The sequence below is a fragment of the Sphingopyxis sp. Soil_C_28 genome, assembly GCF_057657055.1.
The window spans coordinates 605,553-623,116 of sequence record NZ_JBDGJE010000001.1 but is presented as its reverse complement, the minus strand read 5'-3'; the positions used below and the strand labels follow the sequence as shown (position 1 = coordinate 623,116).

General features: G+C 65.2%; 23 protein-coding genes. 13 read left to right on the top strand and 10 right to left on the bottom strand.

The window, feature by feature from the left end:
• The 5 genes from AC3A43_RS02890 to AC3A43_RS02870 all read right to left on the bottom strand — a co-directional run bounded on the left by AC3A43_RS02890 (position 1) and on the right by AC3A43_RS02870 (position 3,785).
• Complete coding sequence (locus AC3A43_RS02890; RefSeq protein ID WP_487791034.1) at positions 1-606, bottom strand: DedA family protein; 606 nt, start codon at positions 604-606, stop codon at positions 1-3.
• A 46-nt stretch (positions 607-652) separates the two neighbouring features.
• On the bottom strand, positions 653-3,055 hold the full coding sequence (locus AC3A43_RS02885) for a PAS domain S-box protein (protein WP_487791033.1): 2,403 nt from the start codon (positions 3,053-3,055) through the stop codon (positions 653-655).
• 15 nt (positions 3,056-3,070) lie between these two features.
• The gene (locus tag AC3A43_RS02880) at positions 3,071-3,265 is read right to left on the bottom strand and encodes a hypothetical protein (protein WP_487791032.1); all 195 of its coding nucleotides are present in this window, start codon (positions 3,263-3,265) and stop codon (positions 3,071-3,073) included.
• A gap of 68 nt (positions 3,266-3,333) precedes the next feature.
• Positions 3,334-3,606 carry a hypothetical protein gene (locus AC3A43_RS02875; protein WP_487791031.1) on the bottom strand — a complete coding sequence of 91 codons (273 nt, stop codon included), beginning with the start codon at positions 3,604-3,606 and terminating at the stop codon, positions 3,334-3,336.
• Positions 3,606-3,785 carry a DUF3606 domain-containing protein gene (locus AC3A43_RS02870; protein WP_487791030.1) on the bottom strand — a complete coding sequence of 60 codons (180 nt, stop codon included), beginning with the start codon at positions 3,783-3,785 and terminating at the stop codon, positions 3,606-3,608. Before AC3A43_RS02870 ends, AC3A43_RS02875 begins: the two co-directional genes overlap by 1 nt.
• A gap of 109 nt (positions 3,786-3,894) precedes the next feature.
• Here AC3A43_RS02870 and AC3A43_RS02865 point away from each other — a divergent pair, with 109 nt between their 5' ends.
• From AC3A43_RS02865 to AC3A43_RS02855, 3 genes are read left to right on the top strand one after another with little or no spacing between them, the layout of a single operon-like run.
• A complete protein-coding gene (locus tag AC3A43_RS02865; RefSeq protein WP_487791029.1) occupies positions 3,895-4,038 on the top strand; it encodes a hypothetical protein in 144 nt (47 codons plus the stop codon).
• Positions 4,035-4,841 carry an exodeoxyribonuclease III gene (xth, locus tag AC3A43_RS02860; protein ID WP_487791028.1) on the top strand — a complete coding sequence of 269 codons (807 nt, stop codon included), beginning with the start codon at positions 4,035-4,037 and terminating at the stop codon, positions 4,839-4,841. The genes AC3A43_RS02865 and xth overlap by 4 nt, the downstream gene beginning before the upstream one ends.
• Positions 4,838-5,335, top strand: coding sequence for a cupin (locus AC3A43_RS02855; protein WP_487791027.1), 498 nt, complete (start codon positions 4,838-4,840; stop codon positions 5,333-5,335). The genes xth and AC3A43_RS02855 overlap by 4 nt, the downstream gene beginning before the upstream one ends.
• On the opposite strand, the gene AC3A43_RS02850 is transcribed toward AC3A43_RS02855, so the two are convergent.
• The gene (locus AC3A43_RS02850; protein WP_487791026.1) at positions 5,267-5,551 is read right to left on the bottom strand and encodes a hypothetical protein; all 285 of its coding nucleotides are present in this window, start codon (positions 5,549-5,551) and stop codon (positions 5,267-5,269) included. The two genes, AC3A43_RS02855 and AC3A43_RS02850, sit on opposite strands and share 69 nt — an antisense overlap.
• A 612-nt stretch (positions 5,552-6,163) precedes the next feature.
• Between AC3A43_RS02850 and AC3A43_RS02845 the strand changes: the two genes are divergently transcribed.
• Positions 6,164-6,400, top strand: coding sequence for a hypothetical protein (locus AC3A43_RS02845; RefSeq protein WP_487791025.1), 237 nt, complete (start codon positions 6,164-6,166; stop codon positions 6,398-6,400).
• Between the two features lie 38 nt (positions 6,401-6,438).
• Here the strand turns inward: AC3A43_RS02845 and AC3A43_RS02840 are convergent, their stop codons facing one another.
• The gene (locus tag AC3A43_RS02840; RefSeq protein ID WP_487791024.1) at positions 6,439-7,197 is read right to left on the bottom strand and encodes an HAD-IIB family hydrolase; all 759 of its coding nucleotides are present in this window, start codon (positions 7,195-7,197) and stop codon (positions 6,439-6,441) included.
• 177 nt (positions 7,198-7,374) lie between these two features.
• On the opposite strand from AC3A43_RS02840, the gene AC3A43_RS02835 reads away from it, so the two are divergent.
• The 9 genes from AC3A43_RS02835 (at position 7,375) to AC3A43_RS02795 (ending at position 14,747) form a co-directional block, all read left to right on the top strand.
• A complete protein-coding gene (locus AC3A43_RS02835) occupies positions 7,375-8,514 on the top strand; it encodes a glycoside hydrolase family 130 protein (RefSeq protein ID WP_487791023.1) in 1,140 nt (379 codons plus the stop codon).
• 96 nt (positions 8,515-8,610) lie between these two features.
• Positions 8,611-10,833, top strand: coding sequence for a hypothetical protein (locus tag AC3A43_RS02830; protein WP_487791022.1), 2,223 nt, complete (start codon positions 8,611-8,613; stop codon positions 10,831-10,833).
• A 119-nt stretch (positions 10,834-10,952) separates the two neighbouring features.
• Positions 10,953-11,249: a hypothetical protein gene (locus AC3A43_RS02825; protein WP_487791021.1), complete on the top strand. Its 297-nt coding sequence runs from the start codon at positions 10,953-10,955 to the stop codon at positions 11,247-11,249.
• Positions 11,250-11,257: 8 nt separating this feature from the next.
• Positions 11,258-11,578: a hypothetical protein gene (locus AC3A43_RS02820; protein ID WP_487791020.1), complete on the top strand. Its 321-nt coding sequence runs from the start codon at positions 11,258-11,260 to the stop codon at positions 11,576-11,578.
• 412 nt (positions 11,579-11,990) lie between these two features.
• A complete protein-coding gene (locus tag AC3A43_RS02815) occupies positions 11,991-12,746 on the top strand; it encodes an SDR family oxidoreductase (protein WP_487791019.1) in 756 nt (251 codons plus the stop codon).
• A 21-nt stretch (positions 12,747-12,767) separates the two neighbouring features.
• Positions 12,768-13,334, top strand: coding sequence for a hemerythrin domain-containing protein (locus AC3A43_RS02810; RefSeq protein WP_487791018.1), 567 nt, complete (start codon positions 12,768-12,770; stop codon positions 13,332-13,334).
• 25 nt (positions 13,335-13,359) lie between these two features.
• Positions 13,360-13,725, top strand: a complete 366-nt coding sequence (locus tag AC3A43_RS02805) for a hypothetical protein (RefSeq protein ID WP_487791017.1) — start codon at positions 13,360-13,362, stop codon at positions 13,723-13,725.
• Positions 13,726-13,986: 261 nt separating this feature from the next.
• Positions 13,987-14,376, top strand: coding sequence for a response regulator (locus AC3A43_RS02800; RefSeq protein ID WP_487791016.1), 390 nt, complete (start codon positions 13,987-13,989; stop codon positions 14,374-14,376).
• Positions 14,343-14,747, top strand: coding sequence for a response regulator (locus AC3A43_RS02795; RefSeq protein ID WP_487791015.1), 405 nt, complete (start codon positions 14,343-14,345; stop codon positions 14,745-14,747). Before AC3A43_RS02800 ends, AC3A43_RS02795 begins: the two co-directional genes overlap by 34 nt.
• Positions 14,748-14,878: 131 nt before the next feature.
• Here the strand turns inward: AC3A43_RS02795 and AC3A43_RS02790 are convergent, their stop codons facing one another.
• Genes AC3A43_RS02790 through AC3A43_RS02780 form a run of 3 tightly spaced genes read right to left on the bottom strand, consistent with a single transcriptional unit; the run spans position 14,879 to position 17,494 of the window.
• On the bottom strand, positions 14,879-15,838 hold the full coding sequence (locus AC3A43_RS02790) for a cation efflux transmembrane domain-containing protein (protein WP_487791014.1): 960 nt from the start codon (positions 15,836-15,838) through the stop codon (positions 14,879-14,881).
• Positions 15,835-16,578, bottom strand: coding sequence for a hypothetical protein (locus AC3A43_RS02785; protein WP_487791013.1), 744 nt, complete (start codon positions 16,576-16,578; stop codon positions 15,835-15,837). Before AC3A43_RS02785 ends, AC3A43_RS02790 begins: the two co-directional genes overlap by 4 nt.
• A gap of 28 nt (positions 16,579-16,606) precedes the next feature.
• Positions 16,607-17,494: an aldose 1-epimerase family protein gene (locus AC3A43_RS02780; protein ID WP_487791012.1), complete on the bottom strand. Its 888-nt coding sequence runs from the start codon at positions 17,492-17,494 to the stop codon at positions 16,607-16,609.
• Positions 17,495-17,564: the final 70 nt, after the last annotated feature.

Here is a 17,564-nt window from a genome sequence, read left to right as displayed (position 1 = left end):
CTAGCCCGCCCTGCCCGGCTTAAAGCGGATCACCCGCCAGACATAAGTGAGCAGCAGCGCCGCCATGACCGCCGTACTGACAGGTCCGAGATATTTTTCGACGCCTTCGAAACGCGCGCCGAGCATATAGCCCGCCCCCGCGAGCGCGCCCGTCCAGATGCCTGCGCCGAGCGCGCTCAAGAGGATGAAGCGCGTCGGCGGCATCGCGAACACCCCCGCCGGGATCGAGATCAGCGTCCGAAGCCCGGGGACGAGATGCGCGAGCGGCACAGCCCAGCTGCCGTGGCGGCAGAACCATGTCTCGATCTTCGCGATATCGTCGCCGCTCAAGGTGATCGAGCGACCGTGCCGGTCGGCCCAGCGGCGCAGGCGCTTGTCGCCGATCCGCCTCGCGAGCGCGTACCAGAAGAGCGCGCCCGCCAGCGTTCCGGCGAGACCCGCGAGAATGACGAAGGCAAGACTATATTTGCCGTCGGCGGCGCCGAAGCCGGCGAGCGGCATGATGACTTCCGAGGGAATGGGCGGGAAGACATTCTCGAGGAACATGAGCAGGACGATGCCTGCATAACCCATCGTCTCGACAAGATCGGTGATCCAGTCGGTCATCGCGGCGGAATACCCATGATCGTCTCCCTGCCCCGGCAGCGCTCCGTCACCCGGCCGCCTGCGCGACCGCGCGTTCGAGCTCCTTCTGCCCGAAGGGCTTGCCGAGGCGCTGCAGACCCTGCGCGACGTCGGCCGGGGTCTCGCCATAGCCGGTGGCGAGAATGACCGGGAGCGCGGGACGCTCTGCGCGCGCGGCGGCAATCAGTTCGCTGCCGGTCATGCCGGGCATCGCCTGGTCGGTGATCAGGATCGCGATATCGGGATGCGCGCGAAGCAACGCGAGCGCCTCGTCGCCCGAACCCGCCTCGATTACCTGGTGGCCGAGGTCCTCGAGCAGCGCGGCGGTGTTCATGAGGATGATCGCATCGTCGTCGACGACCAGGATGCGGCGGCTAGCGGTCTGCGCCGCTTCGGCAGTCAGGGCTTCGGGCAATGCAGTCGCGGTTTTCTCGTCGCTCAACGGGAGCCAGATATGCGCGCTCGTGCCGCGGCCGACCTCGCTCTCCATCTGCAGCGCGCCGCCGATCTGCTGCGCGAAACCATGGACCATCGACAGGCCGAGGCCGGTGCCCTTGCCGATACCCTTCGTTGTGAAAAACGGATCGGCGGCGCGCGCGAGCGTCGCGGCATCCATGCCCGCGCCATTATCGGTGACCGACAGCCGGACATAGCGGCCCGGCGCGAGGTCGGCGACCGCGCCGCGCCGGACATCCTGCTCGATCGCGCCAATCGCGATCGCACCGCCGCCCGGCATCGCGTCGCGCGCGTTGACCGCAAGGTTGAGGAGCGCCATTTCGAGCTGGTTGACGTCGGCGGCGACCGAACCGAGACCCGCGGGAAAGCGCGTCTCGATCACAAAGGCGGGCCCGAGAGCGCGCTGCAGCAATTCCATCATCCCGCCGACGAGCTGCGGAAGCGCCACCGCCTCGGTCGAGAGCTCCTGGCGCCGCGCGAAAGCGAGCATGCGCTGGGTCAGGGCGGCGCCGCGATCGGTCGCCTGGAGGCAATTGTCGAGAAGCATCGCCGCCTGCGGCTCAAGATCGGGCCGTTTGCGCAGCAGTTCGAGGCCACTGCGTATCGCCATCAGGAGATTGTTGAAGTCGTGCGCGATCCCACCGGTGAGCTGGCCGATCGCCTCGAGCTTTTGTGACTGGAACAGCGCCTCGCGGGCGAGCTCGAGTTCCTGCTGGGCTTCCTCGCGCTCGGAGATGTCGCGGGTGATCTTGGCAAAGCCGATCAGCGCGCCATCGTCGTCATGGATCGTCTCGATCGCGACGCTGGCGCGAAAGCGCGTACCGTCCTTGCGGATTCGCCAGCCTTCGGCGGCGAAACGGCCGTCGCGCCGCGCCGTCTCGAGCGCGCGCTGCGGCTCCTGCGCTGCGCGGTCGGCCTCCCCGTAGAAGGCGGAGAAATGGCGCCCGATGATTTCGTCGGGGCGATAGCCCTTGATCCGCTCGGCCCCCGCGTTCCAGCTCGAGACATGGCCTTCGCCGTCGAGCATGTAGATCGCATAGTCGGTCACCCCCTGGACGAGCAGGCGGAACTGGGTCTGGCTGCGATCGAGCGCCGCGGTGCGGTCGGCAACGCGCATCTCGAGCGTCTCGTTGAGATCGCGCAGGACCTCGGCGGTCTTGCGCAATTCCGCTTCGGCGCCGACGCGCTCGATATGGGCCCAGCTGCGATCGGTCACGTCGCGGATGAGCGCGAGTTCATAATCGCTCCAGACATGCGGGTCGCGATGATGGATCGCCATCAGCGCCGTGAGCCGCCCTTCCTTCACCAAGGGCATGCAGATCGTCGCGGCGATGCCGATATCGCGAAACGTGGCCGCTGCCGCAGCGGGAAGTTCGCTGCTGTTGTTGTGAATGACGAGCGGATCGCCCGCATGCAGGTTGCGAACCGCCAGTTCCCCGAAAGCCGAGAGGTGGTAGTGGCCAACGATCGAGGCCGAGCCTTCGGCCGCCCAGTCGCCGCGGATCGTAAAACCGTCGCCATCCTCGTCCATATCGGCATAGGCACAGATCGATACGCCGAGCTCCTCGCCGACCATCCGGGTGGTGGTCGCCAGTATCTCGTCGGCATCGGTGCTCATCATCGTCTGTCGCCCCAGGGCATCGAGGAAGCGCAGCCGCGCCTCGCTTTCGCGCAACGCTGCCGCGGCCCTGATCGCTTCGGTCGTCTCGACGACCACGGCGAGCACGCCCGCGGGCGCGCCATCGTCGCCGAACACCGGCGAATAGTCGAGGTTCATCCAGACGTCCTCGAGCCCGCCGGTGCGATCGAGCTGAAGCAGATGATCCTTGTAGGCGAGTACGCCGCCGGCAAGCCCGACCTTCATGACATTGTCGTTGAAATCGGCGACCTCGGGCCAAGCTTCGCGAACGGGCAAGCCAAGGATTCGCGGATGATTTTCGCCGGCAAAGACCGAATAGCCGTCATTGTAGATCATCGTCCCTGGCTTGCCTCAGAGCATGACCATCGGCACGGGCGTATGGATGAGGAAGGCCACGATGGCGCGCAGGCTCGGCGACCAGCCGCCGATCGGCCCGAGCGCGGTTTCCGACCAGTCATAGGCTTCGATCAGCCGGCCCATTTCCCCGTCGTGGCGAAGAAAATCGCGGTCGCCGTCGCCGTTTCCTCTACCCCAGGCGCTCCACATGCTTTTCATCCCCTGTTTTGTTCGCCGGTTCTAACGGCCGGGCCCTCGAACCTGTTCCAGCGATCACCTCAGCTTTCGGAAATCGTCTCATCCTCGATCGCGGCGCGGATCATCCGATCCCAGACGGCCGCATCGCCGACCGCCAGCATGCGGCCGCTCGGCTCGCGCAAGGTGCGCAGCACCGCGAGCGCGGCATCGGCATGGTCGGGCCACAGCGCATCGACCGCTTCTGCGGCCGATGCCATCTCGCCTTCGCCATTTCTGCTCAGCGCATGGGCCACGAGCGTACGGGCAACGCGCTCGACCGGCATGGTCGCGGCGCGGTCGAAGTCGCCTGCCATCAGGATTTCTTCAGATAGGCGCGCACGGCCTCCGCGGAATTGCCGACGGCGTCGACCGCCTCGCGCAGTTCCGCCTCGCTTACCCCGAGGCTCTGTATCCAGTCGCGCACGTCATGGTCTTCGCCGAGGCTGATCCTGTCGCGGTCGGGCGATCCTACATGCGTCTTGTCGTCGGCCATGATCCACTCCTTCGTCTATCTCCGGTCAACGCTTGCGCGCCGCGCGGGTTGCAGCATCATGGCCCGCTTACGGCCGGGAACGAAGGAGGCCCCGTCGAGTAGAGACTCCATGACCCGCTTCCCTGCCTGCCTCCGCAACAAGGAACCCGTCCGGAGCGATCCGGGCGACACCAGAACGCTGCTCAAACGCGCCCAGGCAAAAGCACTGGCGTGCTGGGGCAGCGCCGACGACCGCGAGCTACCCGACCGATGAAGATCGCGACCTACAATGTAAACGGGATTGCCGGCCGCCTGCCCGTGCTGCTCCGATGGCTCACGCTTGCCGAGCCCGACATCGTCGTGCTTCAGGAGCTCAAGGCGCCGCAGGAGGCGTTCCCGAGGGCCGCGATCGAGGCAGCGGGATATCAGGCGATCTGGCACGGCCAGAGTCGTTGGAATGGCGTCGCGCTGTTGAGCCGCGTCGGCGAGATTCACGAGACGCGCCGCTCCCTGCCCGGCGACCCGAAGGATGAACAGAGCCGCTATATCGAGGCAGCGGTCGGCGGCATTCTGGTCGCCGGCCTGTATCTCCCCAACGGCAACCCGTGCCCCGGTCCCAAGTTCGATTACAAGCTCGACTGGATGGAGCGACTTCACGCGCACCTCAATTCGCTCGTCGACCTCGAGGCCCCCGTCGTCGTCGCGGGCGACTTCAACGTGATCCCGACCGAGGCGGACGTCTACAAGCCCGAGCGCTGGAAGGACGACGCGCTTTTCGCAACCGAAGCAAGGGCCGCCTACCGGCGTCTCCTCGACCAAGGGTGGACAGACGCGATCCGCCATCTCCACCCCAAGGAGACCATCTATACCTTCTGGCACTATTGGCGCCAAAGCTTCGAACGCAACGCGGGCATCCGTATCGATCATCTGCTGCTCAACAAGCCCGCGACGACACGCCTCGAGGCGGCCGAAGTCGACCTGCGCCCGCGCGGCTGGGAAAAAACGAGCGATCACACCCCGGTATGGGTCGAGCTCGGCGGCGCACCGAGCCGCAAGGCCAAGAAGAAGATATCATGACCCAAGCCGAAACCTTCATCCTCCGCCAGCAGGGCTGGGTTCCGAACAACGAGCGGCTGCTCCTCTACCGCGACGCGGTCATAGCCGAAGGCAGGAAAGCCGCTGAAGCCTTCGAGCAGCTCTTTGCGGACCATGGCTGGCCGCCGCAATGGCGGGGTACCGTGTTCGACTATCATCATTATCACTCGACCACGCACGAAGCGCTCGGCGTCTTCGCCGGATTTGCGACGCTCCAGCTCGGCGGCCCCGGCGGCAAAAGCGTCGACGTGCAGGCCGGCGATGCGCTCCTGCTTCCGGTCGGCACGGGCCACTGCCGCGTCGCGGGCAGCGACGATTTCCAGGTCGTGGGCGCCTATCCCGAGGGAATGAATTGGGACGTTTGCACCGAGGCGCCCTCGGCCGAAACCGGCGCCCGAATGAAAGCGCTACCCCTGCCCCATCGCGATCCCGTCACCGGCCTTCCCGGTTCTTTCGAAGCCGCCGGCGGCGACTGACGCAATGCCGACCGGCGCGGGCGGCACCGTCCAGACGCGCGGCATATTCGCTTCCATTTTCGCGAGCATGCGGTCGCCATCCCAAAGCTCGACGTCGGCGCCGCGGGCGCGCCCCTCGGCCAGATGGAGCGCGTGATCGCTATCGGCGGCATCAAGCGCGACACGCTGGGTCCCCGGAGCGCCGGCGGACCTGATTACCAGATAGAAGCGGTGCATGGCATGCTCCACCATCGTTGCGACCAAGCCACCGGGGCGCGATGAGACTCGCGCATACTTCGGCAGCCACGTTATTTTATGCAGAAACAACCCGCCGCTCAAGGCTCGCGCCGGCAAAGCAACGCGGTCTGCGGCCTGTCCGCCTCATATCGAAGAAAATGGCGCCGACCGCGCCGCGCGGGAACGAAAGCCGGGGCCGGCGCGTTTCCGGCACCTCTCCATATGAAAATATGGTCAGAATTTAAGTCCTATCTTCGGACGGACCTTAGGAAAGCTCCACCGCAGAAATGCGACGGGCTTACCCTTTGCGATTATCTGACAATCTGACCGCCCGGTGCGCAGGGCCGAAGAACAGGCGATCTTAGCGTCCCTGCCGCTGCCCGACCCCGGCCCGGGCAAATTGTCCCGTCTGGCCCCAGATCTGCGTTACTACGGACGGCGTCTGCCGCCGCCGGACTACGTCCAAAGCCGCCGCATCCATCGATGCTCGGTCATCGACGACGCCGACAAGCAAAAAGCACGCGCGCGGCGCGGAACAAACCGCCGCCGTCGGTCGATTTAGGAATCAGAAATTCTCTGCGAACGGGGCGTGATCATTAATGGAGATGGCAGATGTCATCCTGTTCGGAGCATATGATTTGGGCCGCAGCCACCGATGTGCGGCAGCGCTACGCCGACCGGGCCGAGAGCGTCGTCGAGCAGCAAATAAGCTGGTCGCGCGAGCGGTCCGCGCAAGGAGAAATCGACTATTGGAGCGCGGTGCTTGATCGCCTTGCCCAGATGCGCGTACCGCGCTCCAACGAGCCGGGCGCGCCCGCGGCTGATATCCCGAGTCCGCAGTCCGGCTAAGCGGCATCGATTGTTGAGGCCCGGCCTTCCGCCTGCGGTCAAAGCCGGGCTGGTCTTTGGCATGCGACGATCGCGGCGATGACCGAAAGCGTTTCCTGCGGGTCGCGAACGCGGACCGTGTCGAGCCCGAGCTCCAGAGCCGGATAATCGTTGCCGCCGGGAAAGATCGCGTCGCCGATAAACAGCATATCGTCCAGCGCGATACCGCTCGCATCGCGAAGCTTCGCGAGGCCATAACCCTTGTCGACGCCCTCGCGCGTGATGTCGATGGATGTCGCTCCGCCCATGTTGATCGAGAGCCCCGGGAGGCGCCTGCGCAGGTCGGCCTGAATGATCTTGCGCTTTGCAAAATCGGGATCCCAAATCTCCTTGGCACGGATCGGCGCCTGTTGGCCGAGCGCCGAAAAGGTGATCTGGCTGCCGCGATCCTCGATGCGCTCGCCCCACACTTCTTCGGGCACGAAACCCGTCGCGGCGAGCGCCGCGTCGAACGCTTTGAGGATGTCGCGTTTTTGCCCCTCCTCGAAGAGTTCGGCGTAGACGGGCTGCCAGCCATACACGCTGTGCCTATAGAGCTTTGTCCCCGTTGTCGGCATCAGCCACAGGCGGGCCCGGTCGGCGCGCGCGGGGAGCCGGCTCGCCACCTGCTTGTCGAACTGCGGCCAGTCGCCGCCCGAGATCACCGCCACGTCGGCGACACCAAGCAGATCGGCCAGCGCCTCGCCCATCTCGGGCTCGAGCGGCTGCTTGCTCTCCGCGAGGGTTCCATCGAGATCGAAGGCGACGAGCTGCTTCATGGCGGACAATGCTCCTGATGGGCGATAATCGACCCCGACGGTCGCCAGGGATGCCACACCAATCGATCGGCACTGCCGATAGTTCCACGCCGCGGTTCTGCGGAACGATGGTGCCCGCCGCGACTTGATAGCGGCATCGGCGGGCGTGCCGCCGCCACCAAAGGGAAGGAACCGTCCATGGGTTTTGCTGTCGACCGGCTCGTCTTCGGCCCCGACCATGTCGATCTGTCGCGCTCGCCGCTCGCGGGCCATTTCGATGCCGAGACCTATGTGCTCGGCGCCTTCAATCCCGGGCTGACGCGGCTCGCGAACGGCAATCTGCTGATGCTGGTGCGCGTCGCCGAGGCGCTCCGTACCCCGATATTCGATGGCCATGTCCACTGTATTCGCTGGGCCGCTGGCAAATATGCCCTCGATGCCTGGCCGCTCGATCTGTGCGATACCGCCGATCCCCGGAAGTTCATGGTGCGCGGCGGCAAATGGCGGGTGATGGCGCTGACCTCTCTGTCCTGGCTCCTCCCGGTCGAGCTCACCCCCGACGGCCTCGAGGTGGTTGCGGTCCATTATAATCGCGCGGTCGCGCCTGCGGGCGATTATCAATGCTATGGCGTCGAAGATGCGCGGATCAGCCGCGTCGGCGAACGCTGGCTGATGACGAGCTGCTCGGTCAGCCCCGAGCGGCATTCGACGACCCTCTATAGTTCGGACAATGGTCTGGACTGGACTTTCGAGGATATCGTCCTCGACCATCAGAACAAGGACATGCTGATCTTCGAGGGGCGGATCGACGGGCAATATTGGGCGCAAACGCGCCCGCTCGGCGATCTCTACTTTGCGTATCCCCCGGGCTCCGAGTGGCGCGCGGGCCCTTCGATCAATCTCGCGACCTCGCCCGACGCGCTCCACTGGAAACCCCACCGCGCGCCGGGCATCCGACCGCATGCCGATACGGTGGCGACGGCGCGCATCGGCGGCGGCACCCCGCCCATCCTGACCGACGATGGCTGGCTAACGCTTTGGCACGGGGTCGAGCCCAAGGAGATTGTCGGCATCTACCGGACCTATTGGTCGCTTCTCGACCGCGACGATCCGGCGCGCGTCGTGCGCACCGACCATGCACCGCTGCTCGAGGCGGACCCCGATCTCACGCGGCCGCTCGAAGACAAGCTCTATGTGCGTGATGTCGTCTTCACGACCGGCATCGCCGATGCCGGCGATCATTATGTCGTTGCCTCGGGCGAAGCCGACCTTGCGTGCCGCATCACCCATATTCCCAAGGCGGCTTTCGGCCTCGGGCGCTCCGCGCGGACAATATGATTAACCTCGATCAAGCGCCGGGAACATTTGCCCCTGTCGCGCCTTAACAGGGAACAAAACCGGCAGGAATGAGACGTCCAACAGGGAACGACCCGCATGAAATCGAGCGCGCTTCAAGACGGCACCGCGCCGGTCACCCCCTATCTCCTTACGCTCGGCGACGCGTTCGCGAGCATGCGCGGCAAGCCGCTGGCGGCCTTCACCGCGGGCGAACTCGCTGCCGAGGTGCGCCTTCTCGGCGATGCTCTCTGGCTGATCGTTCGCCGGTCCGGCCAGGGCGGGATTGCGCTTCGCGCCGCAGCATGGGCCGGCGAGACCGTCGCCAGGGCGATGAAGCCCGAGCCTGGCGAGATCGCCCGTATTCGCGTCACGAGCGGTCTTGGCATACATATCGTCTCGGTGCGATCCGGCGCGCGGACGCTTCCCTATTTCCGCCTCGTCACGCGCTTTACGCCGAGCGCGCCGACACGGCTCCCTTTCGTCCCCCGCGATCTCTATCCGCTCGATCGCCATGACGAGCCGCTCGGTGCGCGCGGCCGCGTCCATGCGGTGCAGCGCGGCCTCAACACGGGCCTTCTTTATTTTCAGCTCGACGATCCGGCGGCGGGCAGCTTTTTCTACTTCCAGAATCTGACCGCGCTCAACGATTATTGCCGTGCGACAGGCACGAAGCCCGAGGATGTCGTCGGCGGCGAGTGGCCAGAGCTCGGGTTCCTCCTTCCGACGCCCGACCAAGGCGCCGGGACAGAACCGCTCGCTGCTGGCAAGGAGATCATCCTTTCCGATGCGATCCTGCTGTGCCGCCCCGACGGGCCGAACGACGAACGCGACTGCGCGCGCCACTTCCTCCAGATGCTCGGCGGCGCGTACCAGCTTCTCGACCTGCCGCCGACCGAGTTTCGCGACTGGATCGATCGCGCGGACCGCACGCTCGACGATCTGGACAGGGCGCCCGAGGCGACGATCCGCCATTATGGACATCGCTACGTGCATCCCTACACGGCCGCCGAATATCCCGACATCATGGTGCAGATGTCGATCGTCCAGGCGATCCACGACTGGGGCAAGTGGCAGGGCGAGCCGCACCCGCTCGAGGCCGAGTTCAAGGCGGGACTGAACAAATTCTGGGATCCGAAGCTCAAGACATTGCGGCGCTATCTGCCCAATGTCGGCGACGACAAGGATGCCGATGCGGTCGACAGCTGGTATCTTTACCATCCGCTCCTCAATCTCGGCCGCCTCGCGCATGGCGGCGACAAGCAGGCCAAGACACTGTTCCTGAAGTCGATGGACTATGCGATCAAGGCGGCGCACCATTTCGATTATAAATGGCCGATCCAGTACAAGATCACCGACTTCTCGGTGATCACCGAGACCGCGGGCGCCGACGGGCGCGGCCAGACCGATGTCGGCGGCGTTTATGCCTGGGTGATGCTGCAGGCGTTCGACCTCACCGACGACAAGCGCTATCTCGACGAGGCGCGCGCTGCGATCGATGCGGCGATCGGCCTCGGCTTCGGCATCAACTATCAGGCCAATCTCACCGCCTGGGGCGCCGCGGCGTGCATGCGGCTGTGGCGGATCGCCGACCGCGATGTCTACCGCGACCAGAGCTATGTCTATCTCGCCAGCTTCTTCCACAATTGCGAGATCTGGGAAAGCGAGCTCGGCCACGCGGTCCACTTCCGCAACTTCCTCGGGGTGACCTGCCTCCAGGATGCACCCTATATGGCGATCTACGAATGCTTCGACAGCTTCTCGGCGTTCGAACATTATCTCGACGACAGCGGCCCCGACCTTGAGCCCGCGGCGCGAATGCTGATCGCGGAATATTGCAAATATGCGCTCGATCGCGCTTGGTTCTATTATCCCGATGGGCTCCCGCCGCAGGCGATCGCGAAGGAGCAGCGCGAGCATAATGGTCATATCGACCGCAAGCTCTCTTTCCCGCTCGAGGACCTCTATCCCGACGGTCAGCAAGCGGGCCAGGTCGGCCAGGAGATTTACGGCGCTGGCGCGGCGTTCGTGTTCGCGACCCGGTCGTTCCACAAGGTCGAGGGTGCGCCCTTCCTCCTGTATTGCGACCATTTCGTCCGCGCGAGCGAACGCACCGATACGCAGGCAATGTCGGTCACGCTCGACGGGGGCGAGACCTGCACGGCGCGGCTGAGCTTCGTGCGCGCGAAGCGCCGCAAGCTTCCGCGCACCCATGTGGCGACGGTCGATGGCGACGTGCTGCGGCCCCATGCGACGAGCGCCGACCGGATCGACTATCTGGTGCCCGCAAGCGGCCGCCTCGTGTTGCGCTGGGAGGCCTGAGGATGGGCAGAGGCCGCAGACGGTCGGCACGAAGCGCGCGCGCCGGATTACCACGCCCGTGGAGCCGACAGCATGATTTCGGCACGGCAATTTGTTGAACGAAGGAAGGAGACAGGATCATGGCCAGGACAGCAGCATCCCGCGCGGACGGGACTGGGACATCGGGTTTCGGCAAGCTCCTCGGCGTCGCGGTACTGGGAGCACTTGTGTGGTTTACGCGCAAGCTACCAGGCGCACCGCGGAAGCAGGATGACCATGCGACGGCCTTTGCCGACAACGAGACCGACCCCGAGAACTTCGACCAGACGCGCTCGGCGGGCCCGGACGGAATGCGCTCGGAACCGCGCCGGACGTGGGACCGCGTCGACCAGGCGGCCGATGAATCTTTCCCCGCCAGCGACCCGCCGGCCTATTGAGCGTGGTCATGGCGACGGAGACTTTGCGCTTCGCGGGCGAAGCGATCGCGGAACAGGCAGCTGTCGCCGGCCAGGGCCGGCGGCGCACCTACACGCTGCGCTATGAGGAGGATGCGCTCGGCCTGCCGAAGCGGATCGAGTTCGAGGCCGAGAGCCCGGCGGCGGCGCTCGAGATTGCTATGGGCGAAGCCGAAGGGCGGCGGGCGCTGTTGCTCGCCGACGGCGAGCCGCTCTGCCAGCTGGTGAAGGCCGCGGCCGACCCCGCGCCTTACTGGATCGTCGCGCGCGACCACGCGCGCGCCGATCCGGTCGGCGGGACCGCCCGATGAGCCGCGCCCCGCGCGTTCCGGCCAGCCACTACCGGTGCCTTCGCATCCCGGTGCTCGTTCATCCGCCCGACGCGCTTCGTCTCGTCGCTGCGCTGGTTTTCGGCACGCGCGCGGCGATTGTTTCGCATCCGTCAGCCGAAGACGCGTGCGAACATCGGTCCGACGATCATGATCAATGCGCACGTCATAACTATTCTCTTTTCCCGAATGATTGGCCCTCCGAGGAGCGACGGCCGAGAAAGCTGCGCAGCGACGCGCGCGTCCCGACGTCCAGGATTTTTTACCCGCGCCGGGGACCAAGGTGGAACCCCGACTATCGACGGGCGTCAGTAGATCAAGGGGAGCGGAGACCGCGGCTCTCCTTGCTGGCCCCGGCCCGTTCGCTCCCTGCTCTAACCGGAGAGGACGCACGATGATCGACGAAAACGACGCGCATACCGAGGCACCCGATCTCAAGGGTCGCAAGGCAATTGTCACCGGAGGCACGACGGGGATCGGGCGCGCGATCGCCGTGCTGCTTGCGAGCGAAGGCGTAAAGGTCTTCATCTGCGGGCGGACGCCCGAGCATCTCGACGATGCGTTGCAGCGCATCGGCGAAGTCGGTCACGGCGACGGCATCAATGTCGACCTCTCGATCCCGCAAGACGTCGACCGATTCTTCGACGCCGCTACCGATTTTCTCGGCGGTATCGACATCGCGGTCATCAACGCCGCTGTTCCCGCGGCAGCGCTTGCCGATTCCGGTGAGAGCGAGACACGCTACCAGCTCGAGACCGATTTCAGCGCCTATCTCATCTGCGCGCAGGAAGCCGCGCGGCGTATGGAAAGCGGGAGCGATATTATCTTCATCGGCTCGATGTCGGCAGTATCGCAAAAGCCCGGCAGCTCGATCTATGTGGCCGCGAAGGCCGGCATCGAGGGCTTCGTGCCGGCGTTCCGCAAGGAGCTCGCCGACGAGGATATCAAGGTGGGGCTCATCGAGCCGGGCTTCACCGGCGCCGACTTCCAATATCCCGAATTCCCGGCCGACAAGCAGAAAGAGCTGATCCACGCGAACAAGATGCTGCGCGCCGAGGATATCGCGGTGGCGGCGCATTTCATGCTGATGCAGCCGCGGCGCACCGCGGTCTCGCTGATCCGCGTCGAGACGCGGCTCGAACATCCCTGATTCAGTCCGAAGGAGCCCATCATGTCGACCAATATTCTGACCAGTAGCAAGAGCCCCGCCTTTCTTCTCGGCGCAGCCGCGGCAGGCTTCGTCGTCGGTCTCGCCGCCAATTTTGGCCGCAAGGCGGTGGTCCAGGGGATTACCGCCGCACAAGGCGAGTGGGACGATGGCCTCAAGGCCGAGCACCGGCTGACGCTGAGGCTCTTCGATGCGATCGAGAAGACCGACGCGACGCAGACGTGGAAGCGCGGCATGCTGCTCACCCAGCTCAAGCATGCGCTCGGCAAGCATGCGTTCGAGGAGGAGAATGTCGTCTATCCGGCGATGCGCGACCATGGCCAGGTCGAGGATGCCGACCAGCTCGTGCACGACCATGGCTATGTGAAGCAATATCTCCACGACCTCAGCGAGATCGCAAACGACGATCCCGCATGGATCGCCAAAGTCCGCGAATTCCGCGCCGATATCGAGACGCATATCGAGCAGGAGGAAAGCGAGCTCTTCCCGCGCCTGCGCGCCGCGCTCGGCGCCGAAGGCAACAGGCATGTCACGGCCGAGATGAACAAGGCTGGCTTCGCCGCGGCCTGATCGTGCACGAACAAAGGAGAATGATATGAGCGATACCACCCCCCGCGGCCCGCTCGGGGACGCCCGCCCCGACCGGGAGCCGCGCGCGCCTACCCCTGGGTCGCGCAAACAGGAGAAAGTCGAAGACCGCGACAATGTCGGCACCGCGCAGCCCGAAGATTATCCGGTCGGCGAGCGCAAGGATGGCGACGTCACCGCCGCGCAAAACCGCGGCAAGCGAGCGAACAAGCAAGGCAGCGGCCCGGTTACCGGCAGCGGCGCGGGAGCCGGTGGCGGCGGTAATCCCGAGGATTATGACGATGATCCGCAGGCGGGCGGCGGCCACAAGCCTATTCGCACCGATCACGGCCCGAAGACCGGTGCTGACGCCCCCGTCGGCGGCAGCCGCTAACGGCGAGGAAGGGTGTAGCGCCGCCGTCGACTCCGCCGAGAAGGACTTGCCGGCGGACAACGACCGGCATTGCGACGTTCGAGAGTCGTCGATGAGATGCTGAGCCAGCGTAGATTCGCCGCCGTCGCCGGTTATTTCCTCGTCCCGCTAGCGGCATTTCGGAACCTGCCTTTATCGACAGACGTTTAGCTCTCGTCCACAATGCGACGAGGTGCGCCTCCAATCGGAGCCGCTGGTTCAGATTGTGGATGAGGACCGAAGGTGGGTGCACAAACGATACTCGTCGTCGAGGATGAGTTTCTCATCCGCTTCATGCTGGCCGATTCTCTGAGAGAGATCGGATATCAGGTTTTGGAAGCTGCGGACGGCGATGAGGGATTCGAAATTCTCATGAGCGGCCAGATCATCGATCTGATCGTCACCGATGTTCGCATGCCCGGCGCCATCGACGGGATGGAACTGGCACGCCGCTCGAAATCGTTGACGCCGGCGCGCCCGGTGATCGTCTGTTCGGCCGACCTGTTGAAATCCGAGTCCTACCCTGCCGACGAGTTTCTCGCCAAACCCTATACAATCGAAACGCTCGCCGGCCTGATCGCTCGGCTGATAGGAGACCCATGGCAGACGACACCCCAGACCCACAGTGCCTGATCGTTGCAGACGCCGACGTCCTGATCCGCAACGCGCTCGCCGACTATCTACGGCACTGCGGCTATAAAGTCTTCGAGGCGGCGACGTCGGACGAGGTCGTCATTGCGCTTGAGGAAGGTGCGGTGAAGATCGATGCCCTGCTTGCCGACGCCGAACTCGCAGGACGCTTTAATGCCTTCGAGCTTCGGATCTGGGTCCGCGACCATTATCCCGATGTCGAGGTGGTGCTGGCCGGCAATATCGATGCGGCGGCGAAAGCCACGGGCCATTTATGTGACGAGGGCCCGCATCTCCAGCGGCCCTATGATCCTGCAAGCGTGGCGGCGCATATCAAGCGGCTGCTGGCGGCGACACGGCGACAGAGGCTTTAGCGCGTCCGGAGCGCAGGATGCCACATGCCCGTTGCCATGGGAGCGAGCCGGCGACCGGCCGTTGGCTTCCCGACGACTCCGCGTCAAGTCCGGACAGTCCAATCGGCTGAGCAGCCGCGAAATCAGCGATGCTACCTCTCGGGCCCACCAAAACGGGATTCCGCCGGCACGAAACTGACCTGGGCGAGCCGCCAGCTTCTTTCGTCCTTGCCGGGCCAGTGGTCGGCAGTACCGGGATATGGCTCGGGAGCATGGCACCCATGCACTTCGGCGCGAATGAGCCGGCCCGTCTCGCGCAGGCGGATCGACGCACCGGGATAGCGCTCTTCGAGCATGGCCTGCAAAGCTTCTGCTTCTTCCGAAATCGCGGGGCTCGAAAGGCCGCGCGGGGTGCCGTCGACCAGCTCGGCGGTGGACGATCGAATCGCCTTCAGGCCATCATGCAGGATGTCGAACGAGATGAAGGCGGCAGCGACCGAGTCCGCCCACCACCAGCCAAGACCCAAGCCGATGATGCCTGCGATACCTGCGGCGCCCGTCATCCAGTTCGCCTTGTTCATCAGCGCATCGGTATGGAGCAGCTTGTCGGCAAGCTCTTCGGCGAGCGGCAGTTCCTTGCGGCCGATGATCATCGGCGGAATCATCGCGTAGAATTGTGCGCCGATCATCAGCCACCCAAGCCAGATATCGCGACCCAGGAGGCGCACGGTGCCGACCGTCGCATGCTCGCCCTCGACCAGCGTTATCGCCGAATCCCAGAGCAAAAGTGCGCCCGTGGCAGCGAGTGCGACCGCCGCGAGAAAGAAGCCGAGGCCGTTGACCCGCTCGAACCCGAACGGAAATTTGTGGGACTTGTCGCCGCTGCGCTCCATTTTCGCCGCGATCAGGAAGGCGATCGGCGGGACGAGACCGAGCGTGTCCTCGATCCACGCGGTCTTCATCGTCTGGCTCTGCCCGAGCACGAGCCCCATCACGATGACGATCGTGATCGTCCAGAAGATGTTCCAATATTCGAGGCGCTCGGCGCGCTTGAGGGTTTCGAGCAATTGCGGCGGCAGTGTTTCGTCGGTCGTCACGGCCAGCGCGCTCATTTCGCCCTCCCGGCGACTTGCCGTGCATTGACTTCGACGAGCGATATCCAGCGATTCTCGCCGTTGCGCATGGCAGCGCGCCACTCGATCGCCTTGTCGCCGCTTCCGTCGGTCCGGATCGGCGGTGACAGGGCGTTGGCGGTGGCCGAAGGCGTATCCTTGCGGAACGGCGCAATCACGAGGTCGATGTCGCCGTCTTTGACCGCTTGCAACAACGGCTCGATTTCGCCCGACCTGCGCAGCGTCCGCGCGCCGGTTTCCCTTTCGAGCCGCCGCAGCAGCGCTGATGCTTCGGGCGGAATATTCTCCGGGGCGCCGAGCCGGATCGTGCCGCGCGACCGAATGCTCTCCAGACTCTGTTCGGGATCGCTAGGGAACCGGTCACAGGCGGCCAGCAGAAGCGTGATAACCGCGACTATCGCGATGCGGGGCACCACCGTGCCATGCGGCCCGCGACCGGGCTCGATCTTTGCGGCTTCGGTCAATCGACCCTCCAGAACGCAGCACTTGATTGTTCTGCCGTTACGCCCGGCGCGCCGCGCGGTTCCTTCATTCGCCTCCGGGATCGACCGGTTCGGCCGCGCGCCTTTGCTCGCCGTCCAAAAAAGGCACCGATCAGAATGGCACTGCGATCTTCCATTCCACAATGCCAAACGCAGTGTTTGTCGGCACCTCGGAACGAAGCCTCTTCCCTTTCCCGCCCATGCGAGCCTCGCCGCCATTTTCTTCTGCGGCGCCATGGCGATCCCCAGATCGAGCCGGCCCGAGCTAAGGAATAGGCGTGATCGCGATCCGCAGGCGGAATTGGCGCTGCTCCGCCGGGCGCAGCCGCATGATACCGGGTTTCTCCCAGATCTCGCCGGTAAAGCCGAGCGGGTCCGCTATTCCGGCCCATGGCTCGATGCAAAGATGATGGGCGCCCGGCTTCTGCCACAACGCAAGCCATGGCGTGTCGGGAAATTCGATGCGCAGGCCTGGCGTCCCGTCGGCGCCCCAAGACAGCCCCCGGCTTGAGAGCCGATCCCATATCAAGGCATCGCGTTCGAACAGGCCGGAGGCGGGCGCAAGCTCGCGCCCCGACACCGGCGAGGGCTCGGTGCCGGGGGCGATCAGCCCCGTGTCCGGCGCGACCCGGCGAACGGGCGCGGGCTCGTCGGTATCGAAGCGGATGCGGTGCGCGTCGGCGCGGGCGCCGAATGGGAGGGGCCAGGCGAAGGCCGGATGAAAGCCGAAACTGAACGGCATATCCTCGTCGCCGCGATTGGCGACGGTGACACAGATTGCGAGCGCAGCCCCCTCAAGCGCGAAATCGACGAGGAGTTCGAATGCGAAGGGATAGACGGCCCGCGTCTCGGCATCATCCTCGAGGCGAAAGCGGGCGCGCGACACCCGCGCGTCGATCAGCGCGAATTCGCGGCGGCGCGCGAAACCATGCTGCGGCAGCGCATATTCGGCCGCGCCGAGGCGATAGCGATCGCCCGCCAGCCGGCCGACGATCGGAAAAAGCAGCGGCGCGCGCCCCGTCCACCAGCGCGGATCGGCGTCGGTCATCATTTCGCGGCCGGCGGCATCGCGAAGCGAAAAGAGTTCGGCTCCAAGCGGCGCGATATCGGCCTCTAGGAACTCGTTCGCTATCGCAATCAGACCGCTCGTCACTCGCTCCCCTTTCCAGCCCGCGGGCTCGCGCGCGCCCGTCTGCGAGAATGGCGACGGGCGCTGCGCCGCC